The organism is Rhodococcus sp. 14-2470-1a (assembly GCF_002259425.1).
Classification (GTDB): Bacteria; Actinomycetota; Actinomycetes; order Mycobacteriales; family Mycobacteriaceae; genus Rhodococcoides; species Rhodococcoides fascians_E.
In genome coordinates, this window is the sequence record NZ_NPFZ01000048.1 from 1 (window position 1) to 19,184 (window position 19,184).

Below are 19,184 nucleotides of genomic sequence, written 5' to 3' on the forward strand. Positions count from 1 at the left end.
TGCACAACCCGGTCATTCCGCAGGCTCCACTCCCGCTCGCCCCGGTCATTCCGCAGGCTCCACTCCCGCTCGCCCCGGTCATTCCGCAGGCTCCACTCCTAAGGTTGGTTCATGATTCGCGTACTCCTGGCCGACGACGAGAACCTGATCCGTTCCGCCCTCGCGACGATGCTGTCGCTCGAGGACGACATCGACATCGTGGCGCAATCCGATTCCGGGGAAGCAGCCGTCACCGCGGCGCAGCAACACTCACCCGACATCGCTGTTCTCGACCTGCAGATGGGCGGAATCGACGGTATCGAGGCCGCGGGTCTCATTGCCGACGCCGTCCCCACCTGTGCCGCCATCATCGTGACCAGCCACGGCAGGCCGGGATATCTCAAGAAAGCATTGGAAGCCGGAGTTCGCGGGTTCCTACCGAAGACGACATCGGCCGCGACGCTCGCCGAAGTTGTCCGGACCGTGCACGGCGGCGGCCGATACGTCGATCCATCGCTCGCCGCGGAAGCAATCGGCGCGGGAGATTCCCCACTGACCCCGCGTGAAGCGGACGTGCTCGAGTTCGCGGCGGACGGCGCGACCATCGCCGAAATCGCCTCACGCGCTCACCTGTCCCAGGGAACCACACGCAATTACCTGTCCTCGGCCGCTGCGAAACTGGGAGCAGCCAACCGGCACGAGGCGTCAGCCGTTGCGCGACGCCACGGCTGGATTTGACGTCACTTCCAGGGACGGCAGCCGACGACCGGGCGCGGCCCGGCTGACCCCGATCCGTAAACCGTTGTGCTTCAGCAGGTACACGGCCGCGATGACGCCGGTCAGGAGCGAGACGACGCCGCCGACGACGAGAGGGGCGCGGGGGTCCAGTACGTCCGCCAACCACCCGAGGACCGGACTTCCGATCGGTGTACCGCCGAGGAAACAGAGCATGTAGATACCCATGACTCGTCCGCGCATGTCAGACGGCACGGACATCTGCAGTATGTTCATCGCCGACGTCGAGAACGTCAGGTTCAGTGCACCCGTCGGAATCAGCAGCAGCGCAACGAGCAGGTAGTTGGGCATCAGGCCGACGAGAAGTTCGAACACACCGAACGCGATGACCGCCCCGAGGAACAACCGGAGCCGAGGCGTCGTCGATCGTCGCGCGGCCAACGTCGCTCCCAGCAATGTGCCCACCGCCAGCGTCGTCGACAGCAGACCGTATGCATCGGCACCGCTGCCGAACGAGTTCCGAGCCAACACCGCAAGACTCAGCGGAAAGTTCAAGCCGAACGTGGACACCACGAACACCGTCGCGAGCAACACTCGCAGATCGGGCCGTCCCCATACGTAGGAAAAACCGGCTCGTACTTGCCCTTTCGCTCGTGGGGCACGTTCCACGGCGAACAAGTCCTTGGCGCGCATCGCGATCAACGCACCGAAGACGGCGGCGAACGACGCTGCGTTGATCAGAAAGACCCAGCCCGTTCCCACGAGCGTGATCAGGACACCGGAAATCGCGGGCCCGATGATCCTGGCCATGTTGAACGTCATGGAATTCAACGCAATTGCGTTGGACAGAGTCTCCTCGCCGACCATCTCGATGGTGAAGGACTGACGCACCGGAGCGTCGATGGCGGACGAGCACCCCAGCACGAAGGCGATGACATAGACATGCCACAACTCGACTACGTTGCCCACGTCCAACAGTCCGAGCACCAGACCACACACCGCAGCGAAGACCTGCGTGATCATCAGAAGCTTGCGCTTGTCGTAGCGGTCCGCCAGCACACCGCCCCACACCGACAGCAGCAACGTCGGACCGAACTGCAACGCCATGACGATGCCGACGGCAAACCCGTTACCGCCGGACAGCGTCAGAACCAACCAATCCTGAGCAACACGTTGCATCCAGGTCCCGACGAGCGACACGATCTGCCCCGACGCCCACAATCGGTAATTGCGCGTACGAAGCGCAGCGAACATCGGCGAGGCTGTGGGCACCCCATAGATATTAAACCTATCTAACGAGTCGTTCCGCAGGCTCCACTCCTGGCCTAACGAGTGGTTCCGCAGGCTCCACTCCTGGCCTAACGAGTCGTTCCGCAGGCTCCACTTCCGCTCCCTGCCTATTCGGACTCGCTCACCAACGCGCTGATGATCCCGACGGCATCGCGCAGGGTTGCGAGCTGGGTCTCGTTCAACCCGGCCAGCTGCGCAGTCATCCACGCCTCCCGCGCACTCGCCTCGTCCGCGATGAGCGTGTGCCCGGCGGGCGACAGCGACACGATCACCTGACGGCCGTCGGTCGGATGCGCGGTGCGCACCACCAATCCCAGGTCTGCCAGTGACGCGATGACCCTGGTCATCGACGGTGGCTGCACGCGTTCACGAGCCGCGAGAGCCCCCGGTGTCATGTCCCCCTCACGGCTCAGCGTGGCCAAGGCCGACAGCTGAGTCAACGACACTTGCGAATCGACTCGTCTCCCCCTCAGATGACGAGTCAATCGCACGACGGCAAGCGACAGGTCGCTCGCCAGTTCACGGTTGTCCTTCACGTTATTTCCCGACGTCACAGCGAGGAGACTACGCCTAGCAGCGAGGATGAGCTCAGGTAACCGCGTCCGTGATGGGTCCGACCACGAAATACGCCACGAACAGTAGAGCGACGACCCAGAGCAGGGGATGTACCGACTTGGCCTTGCCTCGACCGACCGCGAGTATCACCCAGGCGATGAAGCCGACGCCGATACCGTTCGCGATGGAGTAGGTGAACGGCATCACGAGGATGGTCAGGAACGCGGGAAGAGCGATCTCGAACTTCGTGAAATCGATGTCCCTGACCTGTCCGATCATCAACGCACCGACCACGACCAGGGCGGGGGCCGCGGCTTCGATCGGGACGATGGCGGTCAACGGCGTCAGGAACATCGCGGCGAGGAACAGCACGCCGGTGACGACGTTGGCCAGGCCGGTACGCGCTCCTTCCGCGATTCCCGACGCGGACTCGACGAACACCGTGTTCGACGACGCCGACGCCCCGCCGCCGGCGATGGCTCCGGTGCCTTCGATGACGAGTGCCTTGCCGATGCCGGGGAGCGTGCCCTTCTCGTCGACGAGATTCCCCTCCTTGCCCAGACCGGTCATCGTTCCCATCGCGTCGAAGAAGTTCGCGAGCACGAGGGTGAACACCAGCAGGCTGGCAGCCAGTACACCGATGCGGGTGAACGCACCGAACAGGTTCACATCTCCGACCAACGACAGGTCGGGGATCTGGAAGAGCTGATCCGGGAGAATCGGGACGCTGAGGTTCCACCCCTTGGGGTCGACGCCCTGCGACGGACCCACGTCGGTGACGGCCTCGACGATGGCCGCGACGACGGTGGTGACGACGATTCCGATGAGCAGTCCACCGCGCACCTTGCGTGCGACGAGGATGCCCATGAGGAGAAGTCCGAAGACGAACACTGCCGTCGGCCACGACGCGATGGAGCCGTCGATGCCGAGCCCGACGGGAACCGTCGTACCGGCGGCGTCGGGAATTCGCCGGACGAATCCGGAGTCGACCAGACCGATGAACGCGATGAACGCTCCGATGCCGGCCGCGATCGCAGCTTTCAGCTCGGACGGGATCGCGTTGAACACGGCGGTACGGAATCCGGTGACGGCTAACAGCACGATGATGATCCCGTCGATCACCACCAGACCCATTGCCTCGGGCCAGGTGACCTGAGGCGCAATGGTCACCGCCAGCAGGGTGTTGATGCCGAGTCCGGCTGCGATGCCGAAGGGGTAGTTGGCGACGATGCCGAACAGAATCGACATGAATCCCGCGACGAGCGCGGTCACGGCAGCGACTTGCGACACCGGCAAGATGTTGCCGAGCACGTCCGTCTTGGCCGCGGCGTCGTCGGCGGAGAAGCTGCCGAGGATCAACGGGTTGAGTACGACGATGTACGCCATCGCGACGAACGTGACGACGCCGCCGCGCACTTCGGATCCAACGGTGGATCCACGTTCGGTGATCTTGAAGTAGTTGTCCAGGAGCCGGGACTGGAAGGCCATGGAGGTAACCTACATTTCGTGGACCCCGAGTCGGAACCGAACGAGCTCAGCCCCAGGCTGACCGATCCGGCTCCGGTGCTCGCGGCCGGTCTCGCTCTGTGGATCGCGGCAACGGTGGTCGTTCTGCTCGTCGGCGAACGGTGGTCGTCGGCGCTGCCCGTCTGCTGGGCCGGAATCGGCGTCGGAGCAACCGGTTACGTGGTGTTTCTCGTCCAACGCGCAGCATCGAGGCGCGGCAAAAAGACCGCGCAGCGCGGCTTGAACTGACCGGCCGCCGTCCATAACCCACGTCACGTCGTGCCGCCGCACGTAATCGTCGTCACGCCACACATGCTCCGACGTGCGGAAACTCACCTCTGAATCGGTTGAGTTACACAGATTTAACGTGGAGTATTGGTTATGTCAGTTTCAAGCAACCGAGTAATCCACGAAAGCAAGGCCATGAAGTTCGTTTCGCAGTTCCGTACCCGCCGTAACCACACCCGCTCGCTTCGCGCCCTCTACGCACGCGCACACGCAGTCAGCAGCCCCTCGATGCGCGACGAACTCCTCGTCATCGCGCAGCGGTCCGACTACGCGGGTCGCTGATCGCACGGACCACGACGATCCACAGCAGTCCCCACAGGGCTCCGAACACCCAGCCCGCCAGCACGTCCGTCGTCCAATGGGCGCCCAGGTAGATCCGGGAGAACCCGATCGCCAGGGTGCCGACGACGGGCAACGCCAGCAGACTGCGCCTGTGCAGCCACGGCGTTCGTGACGTCACCAGGACAGCGATCGTCACCGTCGCGAGGATCGCGGACATCATCGCGTGGCCGGACGGGAACGAATAGCTCGAGATCTCGACCAGTCGCTCCGGAACCGGTGGCCTGGCACGCCCCCACAGCAGCTTGGCCAGACTCATTGCGCCCCAACCCGTCAGCATGGCACCGCCGACCATGATCGCGTCGGGCCGCCGGCCGGACATCAGCAATGCCGAGCATCCCGCGATGGACCACACGAACATCCACACCGTGTTCCCGAGTGTCGTGATCACCCAGAACAGTGACGTCACCCAGGCCACGCGATGCTCGACCATCCACAGAAGGACGTCAGCGTCCACCCTCGGCCTCCCTGTTGTCGGCGATGTGAGTGGTGCCGTCCTCGGCCACCCACCAAGCGAGGGTTCGGTCCCCCGCCACAGCTCCGCGAAGTCGAACGATCAATTCGTGGTGCACGACGACCCGCCCCGCGGGTAAGTCGAGTCCCAGTGCCGCGCAGGCCAACACCGCCGATGGCTCACGATCGAAGGAACTCACCCGTCCCACGCCTCGGACATCACCCTGGACAGCGTCCGAGGCGAGGCGCACATCGAGCACCGAAGCCAGCACGGACGCGGACTCCAGTGTCGACAGCACGGTGACGTCGGCGTCGAGGACGGCTGCGAGCCACGGTCGATCGAGCACCATCGCATCGATCGGGTCGACGAGTGCACCCGACACGGATCGAACCTGCGGTGGCAGGTCCAGGTCGTCCTCCTCGACGCGCCCCGACGCCACTGCGTCGGCGATCGCTGTATGAGTTGTCGCGATCACCGCAGGAGTCGGTGTGCGCGAGGGATCGGCGAGACGGTCGATCAGCAGCCGGGTGAACCAGGCGCTGTCGCAGTGGGTCGGCGCCAGCGCAGCTGCGAGATCGTCCGCACTCGGGTGCTCGAACACGTCGAGCAGTCCGTCGAACGTCGTGTCCGACGGCGCACGGTAGGTTCCGACCGACGTGCCGTCGACGACGGCGTGACGCCGCAACCACCACGCGGTGTATCCGTCCCGATCCTGCAGCGCGGCACGCGTTCTCGGATCCGCCAACAGCTGTGACAGCGCTTCCGGCCAGGCATCGGAGTCCACGAGATCCAGGTCGCGGACCGCGACGAGCGTCTCCGGGTCATCGGCCAGCGACGCCCACCACTCGGCCTCGTCGTCGAGATCGTGATCCGGCTCGGTCGGCAGGTCGTCGGTGACGACCCCGAATCCCCAGCCGACACCCACCGCGCGTAGCGCCTCCGGTCCGTGTGAACGTACGACGGCGGGATCGACCGTGCCGAACGGCGAGTCCTCGGCCAAGACGGCCGCCAACGGTGCGTCGGGCAGCAACAATTCGTCCGCCGCACGCAGTTCGCCGGTGGAACTGGCCAGCGGAATCGATCCGAGCCACCCGGGCAGACCGTCGGCGTTCGCGGCAAGAGTGAGTACGGCGTCGGTCAGCCCGTCGACGGCATCACCGTCGTCCCAGTCCAGTTCGTCCAGAAGAGCTTCCAGCGCAGGATCGGACAGCATCTCCGCGGCGGACAACTGTGCCGCGCCCAGCCTCGTCAACAGTGGACGAGCGGCATCGGGGTGAACCAACCGAGTCCAGTGCACCCCGATCGCACCGCTGACGCCGTCGGCGAGCACCGTCGTCCGCGGGCCCGTCACCGTACGGCCGTCCGCGAGTGGAACAGGAAGTGCAGCAAGCTCTTCCGATGCAACGCCGTCGACGACGAGAGCCGCGAGCCCGTCGTACAAGCGACCCCACCATGCCGGTTCGCGGTCCACACCGGTGAGCATCTCGGCGAGACGTGCCAAACCGATGCGACGAACGTCGACCGCCGCCAACGCCGCTGCGTGTCGTGGACCGGACATCGACGGCGCAACCAGGTCCGGGAACGTCTCGGCCACCACCTCCGCCAACTCGTCCGTCAGCCCGGGCAGAACCATGGCGCGGGACGGAACCAGATCCACCCCTCCGACTCCGAGAAGCCATGCAGTGGAGGATGCCTCACGCAGAATCGACTCCCGCAGGACCTCGTCCACGGCACTGCGCGCGAACCCGGGCACCGGGACGAACACAGGCCGCACCGAGGGAGGCAGGGCCGCCAGCATCCGGCCGTATCCGGCGGCGAGCCCGGCCACATCGGCACCGGGCAGTACCCGTCGGCGATCGGGTTGCATGGCCACGTCGGCGATCGGTATCGCCGGTAGCGACAACTCCTCGTCCGACCGCGTGGGCGCGCGAAGAACATTCGCGGAATCGGGTACCGGCCGGCCGTCGACGGTCGGCATCAGCCACCGCACCCGCTCGGTGCGATACTGCCACCACCGGCGCCCGTCCACGTCGACGGCTTCCACCCCGACGCCGACGTCGGTGACGGCGCGTTCGAGCCGGTCGCCCGCGATGTCGATGACCGTCAGAGCTTCCAGTTCCAGCAACAGCGACGCCGCGTCCTCGCGCATCGAAGCGAGGATCTCGTCGGCGTCTCGCACCCGCAACACGATTTCGGAGTCGAACCCGTCGGCGGGCGGGACCGAACTCGGCCACGCCAGTCGCAGAACCGGAACACCGGTCGCCGGCGCCACCACCCCGGCGTCCGCCAGCGCCTGCATCGTCCGATCGGCGCTGAAGACCACTCCGCCTGCAGCGGAACGGAATTCGATCTCGTCACTGACTGCGCGTACCGCGGTGAAACCGACACCGAACCGGCCGACACCCTCGGTTTTCGCGGACACCCGCAACGCCGTCAGAGCGTGCACCCCACTTCGATCGAGCGGAGCGCCGGTGTTCGCAACGTGCAGGAACTCCCCATCCGACCACGCGCGGAGCGAACCGGGCACCCCGCCGCGTGCGGCAGCGTCGGCGGCGTTCTGCGCCAGCTCGGTCAGCAGCCGTTCGCGATAACCACCGCGCACCAGATCACTCTCGGTGGCAGAGTCCTCCCGCAATCGCGTCGGCGACGACGTCCACGCGGACAGAACCGCCGCACGCAGCGATTCGGTGTCGAATGGATCGCTCAATCGGTCGATCGATCGTCCTGCTCGGCGGCGTCGGCGATAGCCTCCGACTCGGCCTCGGGCGCGGCGACCTCAGTCGTGGCGGCCTCAGGCGTGGCGGCCTCAGGCTCGGCGGCCTCCGGTGCGGGTGGTGTGGCGACGACCTCGAGCGCCGCGTCGTCGTACGGGTCGAACTGCGGGGACCCGGCGCCGGTCGGCAGCTCGGTGTCGGAGTGCGCACCACAGCCGTACTCGACGTGCACCACTCGCCCGTCGGCGGAGTACTCGTTGCCGCACACTCCGAAGGCAGCCGACAACGACCCCGCGATCGGCAGGAAGAATCCGCAGAGCCCGCAGGTCGACGGAGCGGCCTTCGCCATCTCGCTGCCCGGGCCGAAGTCACCGTCGTGCCACCGTTCGGCTGCGTCGAGCCTCTCCTCCCGGCTCGGAACCTGGGTGCGACCCAGACCCAGTTCGAGAGCGACGTCGTCGACAGCGGGGTCACCGGTCACCACGTACCCGGGAACCAGACGCGGATCCTGGTGCCGGGGCGGGAGTAGATCACCCGGTCCGAGGTCGCCCGGACGGATCCGCTCGTCCCACGGCAACCACGCGGGCGCAACGAGAGCATCGGGGCCCGGGAGCAACACGATTTCACTGATGGTCGCGACGTCGGCGTCCTCGGGCGCGGCGACGACCACCGCCCACTGCCATCCGCGGTAGCCCTGCAATTCGGCACGGAAGCGGTGGGTGGCCGCCGAGCGATCCTCGGCGGTGACGCCGAGATATTCTCCGACGCCGCCTTCGGCCGAATCGATCAGCGCCGCACGAGCCAACTCCGCGGCGTCGGCGAGAACGGGACGAATCTGGTCGAGCTCAGGAGACGATGTGAAACTCACACATTCATTTTGCCGCATCACTTCGGATGCGCCCAGTTCGGGCTGCCATGATGGGGCGATGCCTGCGCCGTTTCGTTCCAGGGTGAAGACCACAGCGGCTGCCGCGATGGGTCTGCTCACCGCGGCGGGACTGGTGACCGGATGCACTGAGACGGAACCGGAATCGTCGGCGATATCGGCCGACGCGCTGTCCGTCACCGTTGTTCGCACATTGCCCCACGACCGGACGTCGTTCACCCAGGGGCTCGAGATCTCCGACGGAGTGCTGTACGAGAGCACGGGCCGCAACGGAACGTCCTACGTCCGCGTGAGCGACCTCGACACAGGCGACATCCTTCGGCAGGTCGACCTGTCCTCCTCCTACTTCGGTGAAGGCATCACCGTTACCGACAGCACGGCCTGGCAGATCACCTGGCAGGACGGTGTCGCGTTCGCCCGCGACCCGCAGACACTGGCCGAACGCGCCCGCGTCGACTACGACGGTGAAGGGTGGGGACTGTGCGAAGCGCCGACGGACGGTTCGTCGCGGCTGATCATGAGTGACGGTTCGTCGACGCTGACGTTCCGCGATCCGGCGACGTTCGACGCCACCGGCGAGGTATCGGTCACCCGGGACGGGAACCCACTGTCGAACCTCAACGAGCTCGAGTGCGCCGAGGACGGATCCGTGTACGCGAACGTGTGGAAGACGTTCGACATCGCGCGGATCGATCCGCAGACCGGCGCCGTCACGGCGATGATCGACGCTCGGCCGCTGTGGGACGCCATGACCGACGAGGAACGGGCCGGAGCCGACGTCCTCAACGGCATCGCACAGATACCGGGCACCGACCGGTTCCTCGTGACCGGAAAATTGTGGCCGACGATGTACGAGGTGGAGTTCACGTGAGTCGGTGTACTCGCCCATCCGACTTTCAGTGCAGAATTGATCCGTGACCGATCCCCGTGATTCCGACGCCCCCGCGGGTGAGGACCACCCAGGGTTCGACAATTACCGGCCGGCCCCCCGCGCCGCGAGCCGGCGTACCCCGCTGCCTCCTCTGCACCCACCGAATCCCCAGCCTCAGGCCGATCGGCCGCAGGACCGGAAACCGCAAGGGCCGAAAGCTCCCCCGATTCCCCGGAAGCTGACGGTCACCCGGGTCGCCGCGATGCGCAGCCGAGAACTGACGGGCAAGGGCATCGCGACGTTCCAGCGCGCAGCAAAAGCCGACGGCGCCGACAAGTCCGGCCTGACGGCACTGACCTACGCGACCATGGCCAACTTCGCGTCCGACGCTGCCATCGCCGTCGCCCTGGCCAACACGTTGTTCTTCTCTGCCGCAACCGGCGAGGACAAGCTGAAGGTCGCGCTCTACCTCGTCATCACGATCGCACCGTTCGCCGTCATCGCGCCGCTGATCGGACCGATGCTGGACAGGTTGCAGCACGGCCGTCGCATCGCGCTCGCCACCTCGTTCGGTCTGCGGACGGTGCTGGCGGTGGTGCTGGTGTTCAACTTCGACAGCTGGGTCCTGTATCCGGCCGCACTGGGAATGTTGGTGCTCAGCAAATCCTTCGCGGTACTCAAATCCGCGGTGACGCCCCGCGTACTTCCACCCGAGATAGACCTCGTGAGGGTCAACTCACGGCTCACGGTGTTCGGCCTCATCGGCGGCACCATCGTCGCGGGTGGAATCGCCGCCGGAATCGCGTTCGTCGCAGGCTCCCCTGGTGCGCTCTGGTTCGTCGCCGCCGTCACGGTGTTCGGTGCATACCTGAGCATGCGCATCCCCTCGTGGGTGGAGGTCACCGAAGGCGAAGTCCCCGCAACCCTGAGCTACCACGGCGACGACGCCCAGACGGAAGTGATCCGTCGCGGCCGAGCCGGGGAAACACCGTCGGCGACGCCCGCGAAGGCGCGACGCCAGCCGCTGGGCAAAGCTGTGATCATCGGGCTCTGGGGTAACGGAACCATCCGAATCCTGACCGGGTTTCTGACGCTCTACGTGGCCTTCGTCGCGAAAGCTCAGACCGAACACGAGCCGATCAAGCAGGCTGCGATGCTGGGGCTCGTCGGCGCCGCTGCCGCGATCGGCAACTTCGCCGGCAACGCGGCAGGCGCTCGGATCAAGCTGGGCAGGCCCGCCATCGTCGTCCTCCGGTGCACCACCGCGGTCACCGTCGGCGCGATCGTCGCAGCGATCACCGGCAGTCTGCTGACCGCCGCGCTCGCAGCGCTGATCGCATCCGCGGCGAGCGCACTGGCCAAGGTCTCGCTGGATGCATCACTGCAGTCGGACCTGCCACCGAAATCCATTGCCTCCGGATTCGGCCGATCCGAGACCGTGCTCCAGCTCTGCTGGGTGATGGGCGGAACCATGGGCGTACTGCTGCCCACCGAGTTCTGGCTCGGTTTCACCGTCGTGTCGGTGGTGCTTACGATCGGTCTGGTCCAAACCTTCCTCACCTACCGTGGGAAGTCGCTGCTCCCCGGATTCGGGGGCAACCGACCCGATCACGCCGACCAGGAAATCCCCGACGCCGTCGGACATCCGTCCGCCGCGACCAGCACGAACAGAACGTGAGCACAGTGAATTTCGCACCGAAGACCAAGAAGATACTGGCCATCGGCACCGTCGGCCTCGTAGTCGTCGCAGTTGCGTTCGTCGCGGTTCTCGCGTTGCTCGTCAAGGATGCACCGTCGCATCGGCCGACCGTCACCGCATTCGCCGACGGTAGAACCGTCGTCGTCGAGCCGTACCTCTACTGCCCCGTGAACGAGCCGCTGTGCGACACCGACGGCACCAGCGCCACCGTTCCGGTGAGCGAGGGCCACCCGTTGCAGCTGTCGTTGCCCGGTGAGATCACGTCGGCGCCCTGGATCCTCGCCGCGGTCTACGCGGACGGCGACGGCGCCGTCGAGTCGGACACCCTCTACCTGCCCGACGAGAAGCTGGGCATGACGGTCCAGCCCCTCGACGACGAGGGCAGGGAGCTACTGGGCGTCGAAATCCGACTGCCGTCGGGCGTCATCGACTCCGACACTCAGCAGGAGGAGATCATCAGCCACGCGATCTGGTCGATCGCGACCAAGACCGACTGATCAGCTGTCGAGCTCACGCGCGACGGCGCGGACGACCTCGGAGATCTTCTGAGCGGTCTTGCGGTCCGGGTACTTGCCCTTGCGCAGCTCCGGCTGAATGGTGGCCTCGAGCAACGTGATCATGTCCTCGACCATGCCGTGCAGCTGGTCCGGGGTGTGCTTGCGCTCGACATGCTCACGCCGACCCTGAGTGTTCTGACGCACGGTCGGAGCCGGTTCGAGGACCTTGAGACTGAGCGCCTGGGGTCCGCGGCGGCCTGCGGCCATGCCGAATTCCACGCGCTGACCGGCCTTGAGGCCGTCGACACCTGCAGGGAGCGCAGACGAGCGAACGTAGACGTCCTCACCTTCCTCCTGAGAGAGAAAGCCGAATCCCTTGTCGACGTCGTACCACTTCACCTTGCCGGTAGGCACTGCGCTCACCCGTCCATTTGTCTCGATTGTTGTTGCTGGCACAAAATTTCGCGCCCCGCACGATCGGCGAGACGCGAATACGACAGTCTACCGCGAGTGGGCCGGTGCAAGCACCTGGGTTTCTCCGTCGGGTGAGCCGACGTCCGGCGAGCGACTACCGTCTGGAGATGTGACCGATCGACGACCCCGAGGCAGCTCGGCTCTGCTGCGCGTAGCACTCGTACTTTTCGTTGCCGGATTTATTGCCATCGCGGCGATCTTTCTGGTTCCGGCGGTGGGCGGAAACGAGCCGCCGCTGTGGCTGTACCTGACCGCGATGATCGCCGCACCGCTCGGCTTCGTGCTGGCGCTGGTGTTCGCACTGTTTTCCGGCCGACGAGCACGATAGACGGGAGTACCGACCATGCGTCCGATACTGAACATCATCTGGCTGATCTTCGGCGGGCTGTGGCTCGCCCTCGGATATTTCGCAGCGGGAATCATCTGCTGCATCCTCATCGTCACGATTCCGTTCGGAATCGCGTCCTTCCGAATCGGCGTCTACGCACTGTGGCCGTTCGGAAAGACGGTCGTCGAACGTCCGACGTCGGGGGTCGCATCGGTGATCGGCAACGTGATCTGGTTGATCGTCGCCGGTGTCTGGCTCGCCATCGGGCACATCGCGACTGCCTTCGCGATGGCCATCACCATCATCGGAATCCCGCTTGCGATCGCGAACCTGAAGATGATTCCGATCTCCCTGATGCCGCTCGGCAAGGACATCGTCGACGCGTGACCACTTCTGCCCCTTCCGCCCCAATCCGGATGGGTGTGACTTCCATCACATAACAGGGTGGTAACGGAAGGGCAACGGACGGACGTCGTCGCGGTGCCGACGCCTCTAGCTGCAGATTCGTTCGTTACCGAAAATCGGACACGAGCACGCCGCGTAGCGGCTCGAAAAAGCAACAGTTACCAAATGGTGACACTCCACGGGAACTTCAGTACGGTCAGTGGCGGCTGAGAAACTTCGGCCGAATCCGTTCCCGCAGCGCCAAACCTCGTCCCGCGGAAACGGACCCCCACCAAGAACACCCAGGGGACGAGGACGGGGGACCCACACGTCCTCTCGGATAACCGGAACGCTCCGCTCACGCGGAACATTCCTTGGGGTGAAGCCCGTCGATCCTGCAGTGATCTCACTGCTGGACACGCCGGGCCGGGCTACCTCTCAGCCCGAACCCGACAGCTGACCTCGCAGGCGCCTGTGGAGAGGATTCGAAGAAAAGTATGAGCGGACGTCATCGCAAGCCGACCACCACCGGCCGCACCGTCGCCAAGGTCGCCGTCACCGGCGCCATCATGGGCACCGCAGGCATCGCCTTCACCGGTACCGCCAACGCAGCTCCTGACTCCGATTGGGACCGTCTCGCTCAGTGCGAAGCAGGCGGCAACTGGGGCATCAACACCGGCAACGGTTTCCAGGGTGGTCTGCAGTTCTCCCCGAGCACCTGGAACTCGCACGGCGGCCAGCAGTACGCAGCCACCGCGAACCAGGCCAGCCGCGAAGAGCAGATCGCAGTCGCCGAGAAGGTTCTCGCATCGCAGGGCTGGGGCGCATGGCCCTCTTGCTCCTCGAGCCTCGGCCTCAGCAGCGCACCGTCCGAGCGCAGCGTGCCTGCCTCGCCGAAGTCCGCTCCCGAAGCACCCAAGCTCCCCGACCTGACGTCCATCCCGACGGTCGACGGCTCTGCCGAGGTCATCGACGGCATCACGAGCGCCGTGCAGACCTTCACCAACGACCCGCAGATCGCCTCGATCATCAAGGACGCGACGCAGGGCATTCAGCTCGACCCGCAGCTGGTCGAGTTCTACCAGGCCAACAAGGCGTTCCTGCCTCAGTAAGGCACACCGCCGGTACGAGAAAGGCCCCCGAGACCGTGGTCTCGAGGGCCTTTCTCGTCTGTTCGTATCGGCTGTGTCAGCGGTTGACGACGGTCACAGGGTGCGCGTAGGGCAGTTCCTCCACGGGCAGCGGGAACTCGGTCTCCTCGCCGTACGGCGACAAGCCTCCCGAGCGCGTGGACGACAATTCCGTCACCGCATGGTCACCGCGTGCGGTGTCCGGCCAGCCTGGATCGACATAGGGCTTCTTCGACTTGTTCACCATGCGCCCATTTTGACACCTGCGCTGCGGCATACACCAGCCCAGGTCACTAATCTGATACGTGATGACCGATAAAGCAGCGCCACCGGACCTCGCCACGTGGCTGGAGTCCCGCTCCGATTCCGAACTCGTCGGCTTTCTCACGCTGCGTCCGGACCTGACGGTGCCACCGCCGTCGACCATCGGTGTTCTCGCCGGCCGCGCCGAGCAGCGCGCGTCGATTCTCCGTAGTGCCGACTCACTCGACACCCTCGCGCTGACGATTCTCGAGCTTCTCTCGATCGAGGGTGCGGGTGATCTGCCGGTGACTCGTGCGCGTCTCGACGACGTGATCGACAAGCGCGCCACCGCCAAAGCCGTCGATCGTGCGCTGACGGCGCTGCGGGAACGCGCTCTGGTCTGGGGCACTCGAACCCTTCGGATGGCTCCCGCGGCACCGGACGCCGTGCCGTGGCGAATCGGCCGCATCCTGGACGCAGACGACTCACTCACGCCCGAGCGCGTCACCGAAGCGCTCGCCGGTATCGAATCGAGCGAACGTGGCCTGCTCGACACTCTCGCGAGGTCTTCTCCCGTCGGTCGGACCCGCGATGCCGCGCCGGGCACGTCGCCGGACCGTCCGGTCCAGAAGCTGCTGCGCGCCGGGCTGCTGACGTGGCTGGACGAGCAGACGGTCGAGCTTCCGCATCAGGTGGGTCAGGCGCTGCGGGGCGAGCCGATCTCCGATCCCACCTCGCTGACTCCACCCAAGCCGGCGACGACCAAGTACACGGCAGCCGACGTCGACGCCGCGGCGGCGGGCGAATCGCTCGAGCTGATCAGGCACTGCGCGGCGATCATCGAGTCCTTGGCGGTCGCACCCGCCCCGGCGCTGAAGGCCGGCGGTCTCGGCATCCGAGAACTCAAACGCATCACCAAAGCGACGGGTCTCGACGAGAACCAGGTGGGACTGCTCGTCGAACTCCTCGCGGCCGCGGGCTTGATCTCCAGCGGCACCCCCGATCCCCTTCCGTCGAACGACTCCGGCGACGACTACTGGGCGCCCACCTCCGCCGTCGACGCCTGGACGACGGCAACGCCTGCCGCGCGCTGGCACGCCCTGGCGTCGGCGTGGCTCGATCTGCAGCGTGCCCCCTGGCTCATCGGTATGCGCGATTCCAACGACAAACCCGTCGCCGCGCTGTCCGAGGAAGTTCGCTCGCCTGCGGCCCCGCGCGACCGTCGTACGGTCCTCGAGTACCTGGCCGATCTGGGCGCCGGAAACTCGGTGACGCCCGCCGACGTCTCGCGCGGACTCGGCTGGCGACGTCCACGGGCAGCGGCCAGGTTCGCGATGCGCCCGACGCAGAAGATGATCGACGAAGCCACGACCCTCGGCATCGTCGCCCGCGGTGCGCTGTCGTCACCGGGCAAAGCGTTGTTGCACGGCGGCGACGCCGAAGCCGCCATGCGGTCCGTTCTTCCGAAACCGATCGACTACATCCTCCTCCAGGCCGACCTCACCCTGGTGGCACCGGGACCTCTCGAACCTGATCTGAACGACCGGATCGAGCTCGTGGCCGACGTCGAGTCGGCAGGCGCGGCGACGATGTACCGGATCACCGAGGACAGTCTGCGCCGAGCTCTCGACGTGGGCATGAGCGCGGCCGAGTTGCACAGTCTGTTCACCACACACTCCCGTACCCCGGTTCCGCAGGGACTGAGCTACCTGATCGACGACGTCGCCCGGCGCCACGGACGACTCCGGGCCGGTGTGGCCTCGTCGTTCGTCCGGTGCGAGGATCCGGCTCTGCTCGCCGAGGTTCTGGCCTCCCCGGCGAGCGAACAACTGGCGCTCCGCGCGCTCGCTCCGACGGTCGCCATCTCGCAAGCGCCCCTGGCCGAAGTCATGAACGTCCTCACCGCGGCGGGGCTTGCACCCGCAGGCGAGGATTCCAACGGCGCCATCGTCGACCTCCGCAGCCGCGGTGCGCGGGTCCCGGTCCGCAGAACCCGAGCCCAGTTCCGCAGCCCGGCCGTACCCACCGACGAGCAACTCGCCCGGCTCGTCACCGAACTGCGAGCGGGCGAACGCGCCTCCCGGGCGAGCGGTCACACCGTGCGTTCCGACGGCACCCGCGCAACCGGAACCGCGACGCTCGCCCTGCTCCAGACCGCACTGCAGGTGCGGCGAAGCGTCACGATCGGCTACGTCGACGCCCAGGGCACCGCGTCGAGACGCGTCGTCGATCCGGTCGCGATGGGCGGTGGTCTGCTCGAGGCATTCGATCCCGCGACCGGTGAAGTACGTCGCTTCACCCTGCATCGCATCACCTCGGTGGCTCTCGTCGACTGACGTGAGCGGCAATGCAGTTCCGCTCACATGCGCGGACGGCACGTTATGTGGACAATGGAACAGTTGCGCATTTTCGATGCGCATCAGGCGCGTTGCGCCGAAGAGTTCTGTAGGAGGAACACGTGACCGATGGGCCTTTGATCGTCCAGTCCGACAAGACTCTGCTGCTGGAAATCGACCACCCGCAAGCCGGTGAAGCGCGCGGCGCCATCGCTCCGTTCGCGGAGCTCGAACGAGCGCCCGAGCATGTGCACACCTATCGCATCACCCCGCTCGCACTGTGGAACGCGCGTGCGGCCGGCCACGATGCGGAGCAGGTCGTCGACGCACTCGTCAACTACTCGCGCTACGCCGTGCCTCAACCGTTGCTGGTGGACATCGTCGACACGATGGCACGGTACGGACGCCTTCAGCTGGTGAAGAGCCCGGTCCACGGACTCTCGCTCATCAGCCTGGACCGTGCCGTCCTCACCGAGGTCATGCGGCACAAGAAGATTGCGCCGATGCTCGGCGCCAAGGTCGACGAGGACACGGTCATCGTTCACCCGAGCGAGCGCGGGCATCTCAAGCAGATGCTGCTGAAGATCGGCTGGCCCGCGGAAGACCTCGCCGGGTACGTCGACGGCGAAGCGCACCCGATCGATCTGGATCAGGAGGGCGGCCATTGGTCGCTGCGCGACTACCAGGAGATGGCCGCGGATTCGTTCTGGGCCGGCGGCTCGGGCGTCGTCGTCCTCCCCTGTGGCGCCGGCAAGACAATGGTCGGTGCCGCCGCGATGGCCAAGGCCAAGGCCACGACGCTGATTCTCGTCACCAACACCGTCGCGGGCCGCCAGTGGAAGCGCGAGTTGATCGCGCGTACCTCGCTCACCGAGGAAGAGATCGGTGAGTACTCGGGCGAGCGCAAGGAAATTCGCCCTGTGACCATCGCCACCTACCAGGTCATCACTCGTCGCACCAAGGGCGAGTACAAGCACCTCGAGCTGTTCGACTCGCGCGACTGGGGTCTGGTCATCTACGACGAGGTCCACCTGCTTCCGGCGCCGGTGTTCCGCATGACGGCCGATCTGCAGTCGCGGCGTCGCCTCGGCCTGACCGCGACCCTGGTCCGTGAGGACGGCCGCGAGGGCGACGTGTTCTCGCTCATCGGCCCCAAGCGATACGACGCTCCGTGGAAGGACATCGAGGCGCAGGGCTGGATCGCGCCCGCCGAATGCATCGAGGTTCGCGTCACGCTGACCGATGCCGAACGCATGGCGTACGCGGTGTCGGAACCGGAGGAGCGATACAAACTGTGCTCGACGGCGCACACCAAGATCGCCGTGGTGAAATCCATTCTGGCGAAGCACGAGGACGCGCCGACGTTGGTGATCGGGGCGTACCTCGATCAGCTCGACGAATTGGGTGAGGCACTGAACGCCCCGGTCATCCAGGGGTCGACCAAGAACAAGGAACGAGAAATCCTCTTCGACGCGTTCCGCAAGGGCGAGATTCAGACCCTGGTGGTCAGCAAGGTCGCGAACTTCTCCATCGACCTCCCGGAAGCATCTGTGGCCGTGCAGGTTTCAGGAACCTTCGGATCACGTCAGGAGGAAGCACAGCGCCTCGGACGCCTCCTTCGGCCGAAACACGATGGCGGACAGGCGCATTTCTACTCCGTCGTGTCCCGGGACACCCTCGACGCCGAATATGCTGCGCACAGGCAACGATTCCTCGCCGAGCAGGGATACGCCTATCGCATCACCGACGCCGACGACATGCTGGGGCCTGCGATCTGAGCTGCCGGCGTGCTAATAATGGGCAGGTGCGCCGATTCGATTTTCCCGTAGACGTTGCCCACGCCAACTCGGTGAACGAGACCATGGGCGACGTCCGGCGGCTCCGTGTCTCCGCCGTCGTCACCGCGGTCGTGCTGATCGCCGCCGCCGCGTGGTTCTTCTGGTTGGCGCACCCGTGGTCCTACATTCTGGGCGCGGTGTTCCTGATCACGGCGGCGACGTCGCTGTGGGTGACCGTCTGGGCGCCGCGCAAGGTCGGCACCGCCCAGGACCTCTATGCCGAAGGCGGGCTGGTGCCCGCCGTCATCGCGGAGACGCGTGCACGCGGCGTCACCCTGCTGGCGCTGATCGACATCGCCAAGCCCGACGCGAACGCGTCGCACTACGCCCTCGTCACACGCAGCATCCGATCGCTGCCCGGCCACGAACTGGTCGAAGGGGAACTGGTTCCGTCGATCTCGGTCCTGTCGGATCGAAGCAAGAACGCGATCAGCGACACCTGGCAGATGGTCGCCCCGATGCCCATCGCCTGGGGCACCACGGACGCATCGGTGATCGAGCGCGCTACCGCGGAGATCAGCGAAGCGGAATGGGCTCTGCTGGTCGCCAACATCGGTCTGTCCCCCAAGGTCCGTCAATCCGACAACCAGCAACTCCTGGTGGATCCGCACGACTTGCCCGACGAACTGCGGTAGCGC

The 19,184-nt window shown here is 66.0% G+C and carries 20 protein-coding genes and 1 riboswitch; of the genes, 12 read left to right on the forward strand and 8 right to left on the reverse strand.

The features are described 5' to 3' along the window. Positions 1–111 precede the first annotated feature (111 nt). Positions 112–717: a response regulator transcription factor gene (locus tag CH292_RS26890; protein WP_019667292.1), complete on the forward strand. Its 606-nt coding sequence runs from the start codon at positions 112–114 to the stop codon at positions 715–717. Here CH292_RS26890 and CH292_RS26895 read toward each other — a convergent pair. The 3 genes from CH292_RS26895 to CH292_RS26905 form a co-directional block, all read right to left on the reverse strand. Next, positions 685–1,968, reverse strand: a complete 1,284-nt coding sequence (locus CH292_RS26895) for an MFS transporter (RefSeq protein ID WP_179278119.1) — start codon at positions 1,966–1,968, stop codon at positions 685–687. The genes CH292_RS26890 and CH292_RS26895 overlap by 33 nt on opposite strands. A gap of 143 nt (positions 1,969–2,111) precedes the next feature. Further along, entirely contained in the window at positions 2,112–2,540 is a 429-nt protein-coding gene (locus CH292_RS26900) for a MarR family winged helix-turn-helix transcriptional regulator (RefSeq protein ID WP_019667294.1), read from the reverse strand. A gap of 52 nt (positions 2,541–2,592) precedes the next feature. Continuing rightward, a complete protein-coding gene (locus CH292_RS26905; RefSeq protein WP_019667295.1) occupies positions 2,593–4,047 on the reverse strand; it encodes an NCS2 family permease in 1,455 nt (484 codons plus the stop codon). An 18-nt stretch (positions 4,048–4,065) separates the two neighbouring features. On the opposite strand from CH292_RS26905, the gene CH292_RS26910 reads away from it, so the two are divergent. Together CH292_RS26910 and CH292_RS29130 are read left to right on the forward strand one after the other, a co-directional pair. Further along, complete coding sequence (locus CH292_RS26910; protein WP_019667296.1) at positions 4,066–4,314, forward strand: DUF2530 domain-containing protein; 249 nt, start codon at positions 4,066–4,068, stop codon at positions 4,312–4,314. 174 nt (positions 4,315–4,488) lie between these two features. After that, positions 4,489–4,635, forward strand: coding sequence for a hypothetical protein (locus CH292_RS29130; protein WP_167336921.1), 147 nt, complete (start codon positions 4,489–4,491; stop codon positions 4,633–4,635). Here CH292_RS29130 and CH292_RS26915 read toward each other — a convergent pair. From CH292_RS26915 to CH292_RS26925, 3 genes are read right to left on the reverse strand one after another with little or no spacing between them, the layout of a single operon-like run. Then, a complete protein-coding gene (locus CH292_RS26915) occupies positions 4,601–5,149 on the reverse strand; it encodes a phosphatase PAP2 family protein (RefSeq protein ID WP_019667297.1) in 549 nt (182 codons plus the stop codon). The genes CH292_RS29130 and CH292_RS26915 overlap by 35 nt on opposite strands. Further along, positions 5,139–7,853 (reverse strand): sacsin N-terminal ATP-binding-like domain-containing protein, encoded by a 2,715-nt coding sequence (locus CH292_RS26920; protein ID WP_094656231.1) that lies wholly within the window; start codon positions 7,851–7,853, stop codon positions 5,139–5,141. The genes CH292_RS26915 and CH292_RS26920 overlap by 11 nt, the downstream gene beginning before the upstream one ends. Further along, positions 7,850–8,749, reverse strand: coding sequence for a DUF3027 domain-containing protein (locus CH292_RS26925; protein ID WP_373454703.1), 900 nt, complete (start codon positions 8,747–8,749; stop codon positions 7,850–7,852). The genes CH292_RS26920 and CH292_RS26925 overlap by 4 nt, the downstream gene beginning before the upstream one ends. 37 nt (positions 8,750–8,786) lie before the next feature. Here CH292_RS26925 and CH292_RS26930 point away from each other — a divergent pair, with 37 nt between their 5' ends. The 3 genes from CH292_RS26930 to CH292_RS26940 are packed head-to-tail and all read left to right on the forward strand — an operon-like array spanning position 8,787 to position 11,813. Further along, positions 8,787–9,617, forward strand: coding sequence for a glutaminyl-peptide cyclotransferase (locus CH292_RS26930; protein ID WP_306437491.1), 831 nt, complete (start codon positions 8,787–8,789; stop codon positions 9,615–9,617). 43 nt (positions 9,618–9,660) lie between these two features. Then, positions 9,661–11,295 carry an MFS transporter gene (locus CH292_RS26935; protein WP_179278115.1) on the forward strand — a complete coding sequence of 545 codons (1,635 nt, stop codon included), beginning with the start codon at positions 9,661–9,663 and terminating at the stop codon, positions 11,293–11,295. Next, positions 11,292–11,813 carry a DUF2771 family protein gene (locus tag CH292_RS26940; RefSeq protein WP_094656234.1) on the forward strand — a complete coding sequence of 174 codons (522 nt, stop codon included), beginning with the start codon at positions 11,292–11,294 and terminating at the stop codon, positions 11,811–11,813. Before CH292_RS26935 ends, CH292_RS26940 begins: the two co-directional genes overlap by 4 nt. Here the strand turns inward: CH292_RS26940 and CH292_RS26945 are convergent, their stop codons facing one another. Continuing rightward, positions 11,814–12,227 (reverse strand): cold-shock protein, encoded by a 414-nt coding sequence (locus CH292_RS26945; RefSeq protein WP_019667303.1) that lies wholly within the window; start codon positions 12,225–12,227, stop codon positions 11,814–11,816. It lies immediately after the preceding gene. 169 nt (positions 12,228–12,396) lie between these two features. Between CH292_RS26945 and CH292_RS26950 the strand changes: the two genes are divergently transcribed. From CH292_RS26950 to CH292_RS26965, 3 genes are all read left to right on the forward strand, one after another. Beyond that, complete coding sequence (locus CH292_RS26950) at positions 12,397–12,615, forward strand: hypothetical protein (RefSeq protein WP_094656235.1); 219 nt, start codon at positions 12,397–12,399, stop codon at positions 12,613–12,615. 15 nt (positions 12,616–12,630) lie between these two features. Next, positions 12,631–13,002 (forward strand): YccF domain-containing protein, encoded by a 372-nt coding sequence (locus CH292_RS26955; protein ID WP_037145213.1) that lies wholly within the window; start codon positions 12,631–12,633, stop codon positions 13,000–13,002. Between the two features lie 246 nt (positions 13,003–13,248). After that, a riboswitch (cyclic di-AMP (ydaO/yuaA leader) is annotated at positions 13,249–13,486 on the forward strand. A gap of 10 nt (positions 13,487–13,496) precedes the next feature. Next, positions 13,497–14,111 (forward strand): transglycosylase family protein, encoded by a 615-nt coding sequence (locus CH292_RS26965; protein WP_019667307.1) that lies wholly within the window; start codon positions 13,497–13,499, stop codon positions 14,109–14,111. A gap of 76 nt (positions 14,112–14,187) precedes the next feature. Here CH292_RS26965 and CH292_RS26970 read toward each other — a convergent pair whose 3' ends face one another. Then, complete coding sequence (locus CH292_RS26970; RefSeq protein ID WP_019667308.1) at positions 14,188–14,376, reverse strand: hypothetical protein; 189 nt, start codon at positions 14,374–14,376, stop codon at positions 14,188–14,190. A gap of 61 nt (positions 14,377–14,437) precedes the next feature. Between CH292_RS26970 and CH292_RS26975 the strand changes: the two genes are divergently transcribed. The 3 genes from CH292_RS26975 (at position 14,438) to CH292_RS26985 (ending at position 19,181) form a co-directional block, all read left to right on the forward strand. Then, a complete protein-coding gene (locus CH292_RS26975; RefSeq protein ID WP_094656236.1) occupies positions 14,438–16,708 on the forward strand; it encodes a helicase-associated domain-containing protein in 2,271 nt (756 codons plus the stop codon). 122 nt (positions 16,709–16,830) lie between these two features. Further along, positions 16,831–18,486 carry a DNA repair helicase XPB gene (locus CH292_RS26980; protein ID WP_026348165.1) on the forward strand — a complete coding sequence of 552 codons (1,656 nt, stop codon included), beginning with the start codon at positions 16,831–16,833 and terminating at the stop codon, positions 18,484–18,486. Positions 18,487–18,512: 26 nt separating this feature from the next. Continuing rightward, the gene (locus tag CH292_RS26985; RefSeq protein WP_256978598.1) at positions 18,513–19,181 is read left to right on the forward strand and encodes a DUF3239 domain-containing protein; all 669 of its coding nucleotides are present in this window, start codon (positions 18,513–18,515) and stop codon (positions 19,179–19,181) included. The last annotated feature ends 3 nt before the right edge of the window (positions 19,182–19,184 follow it).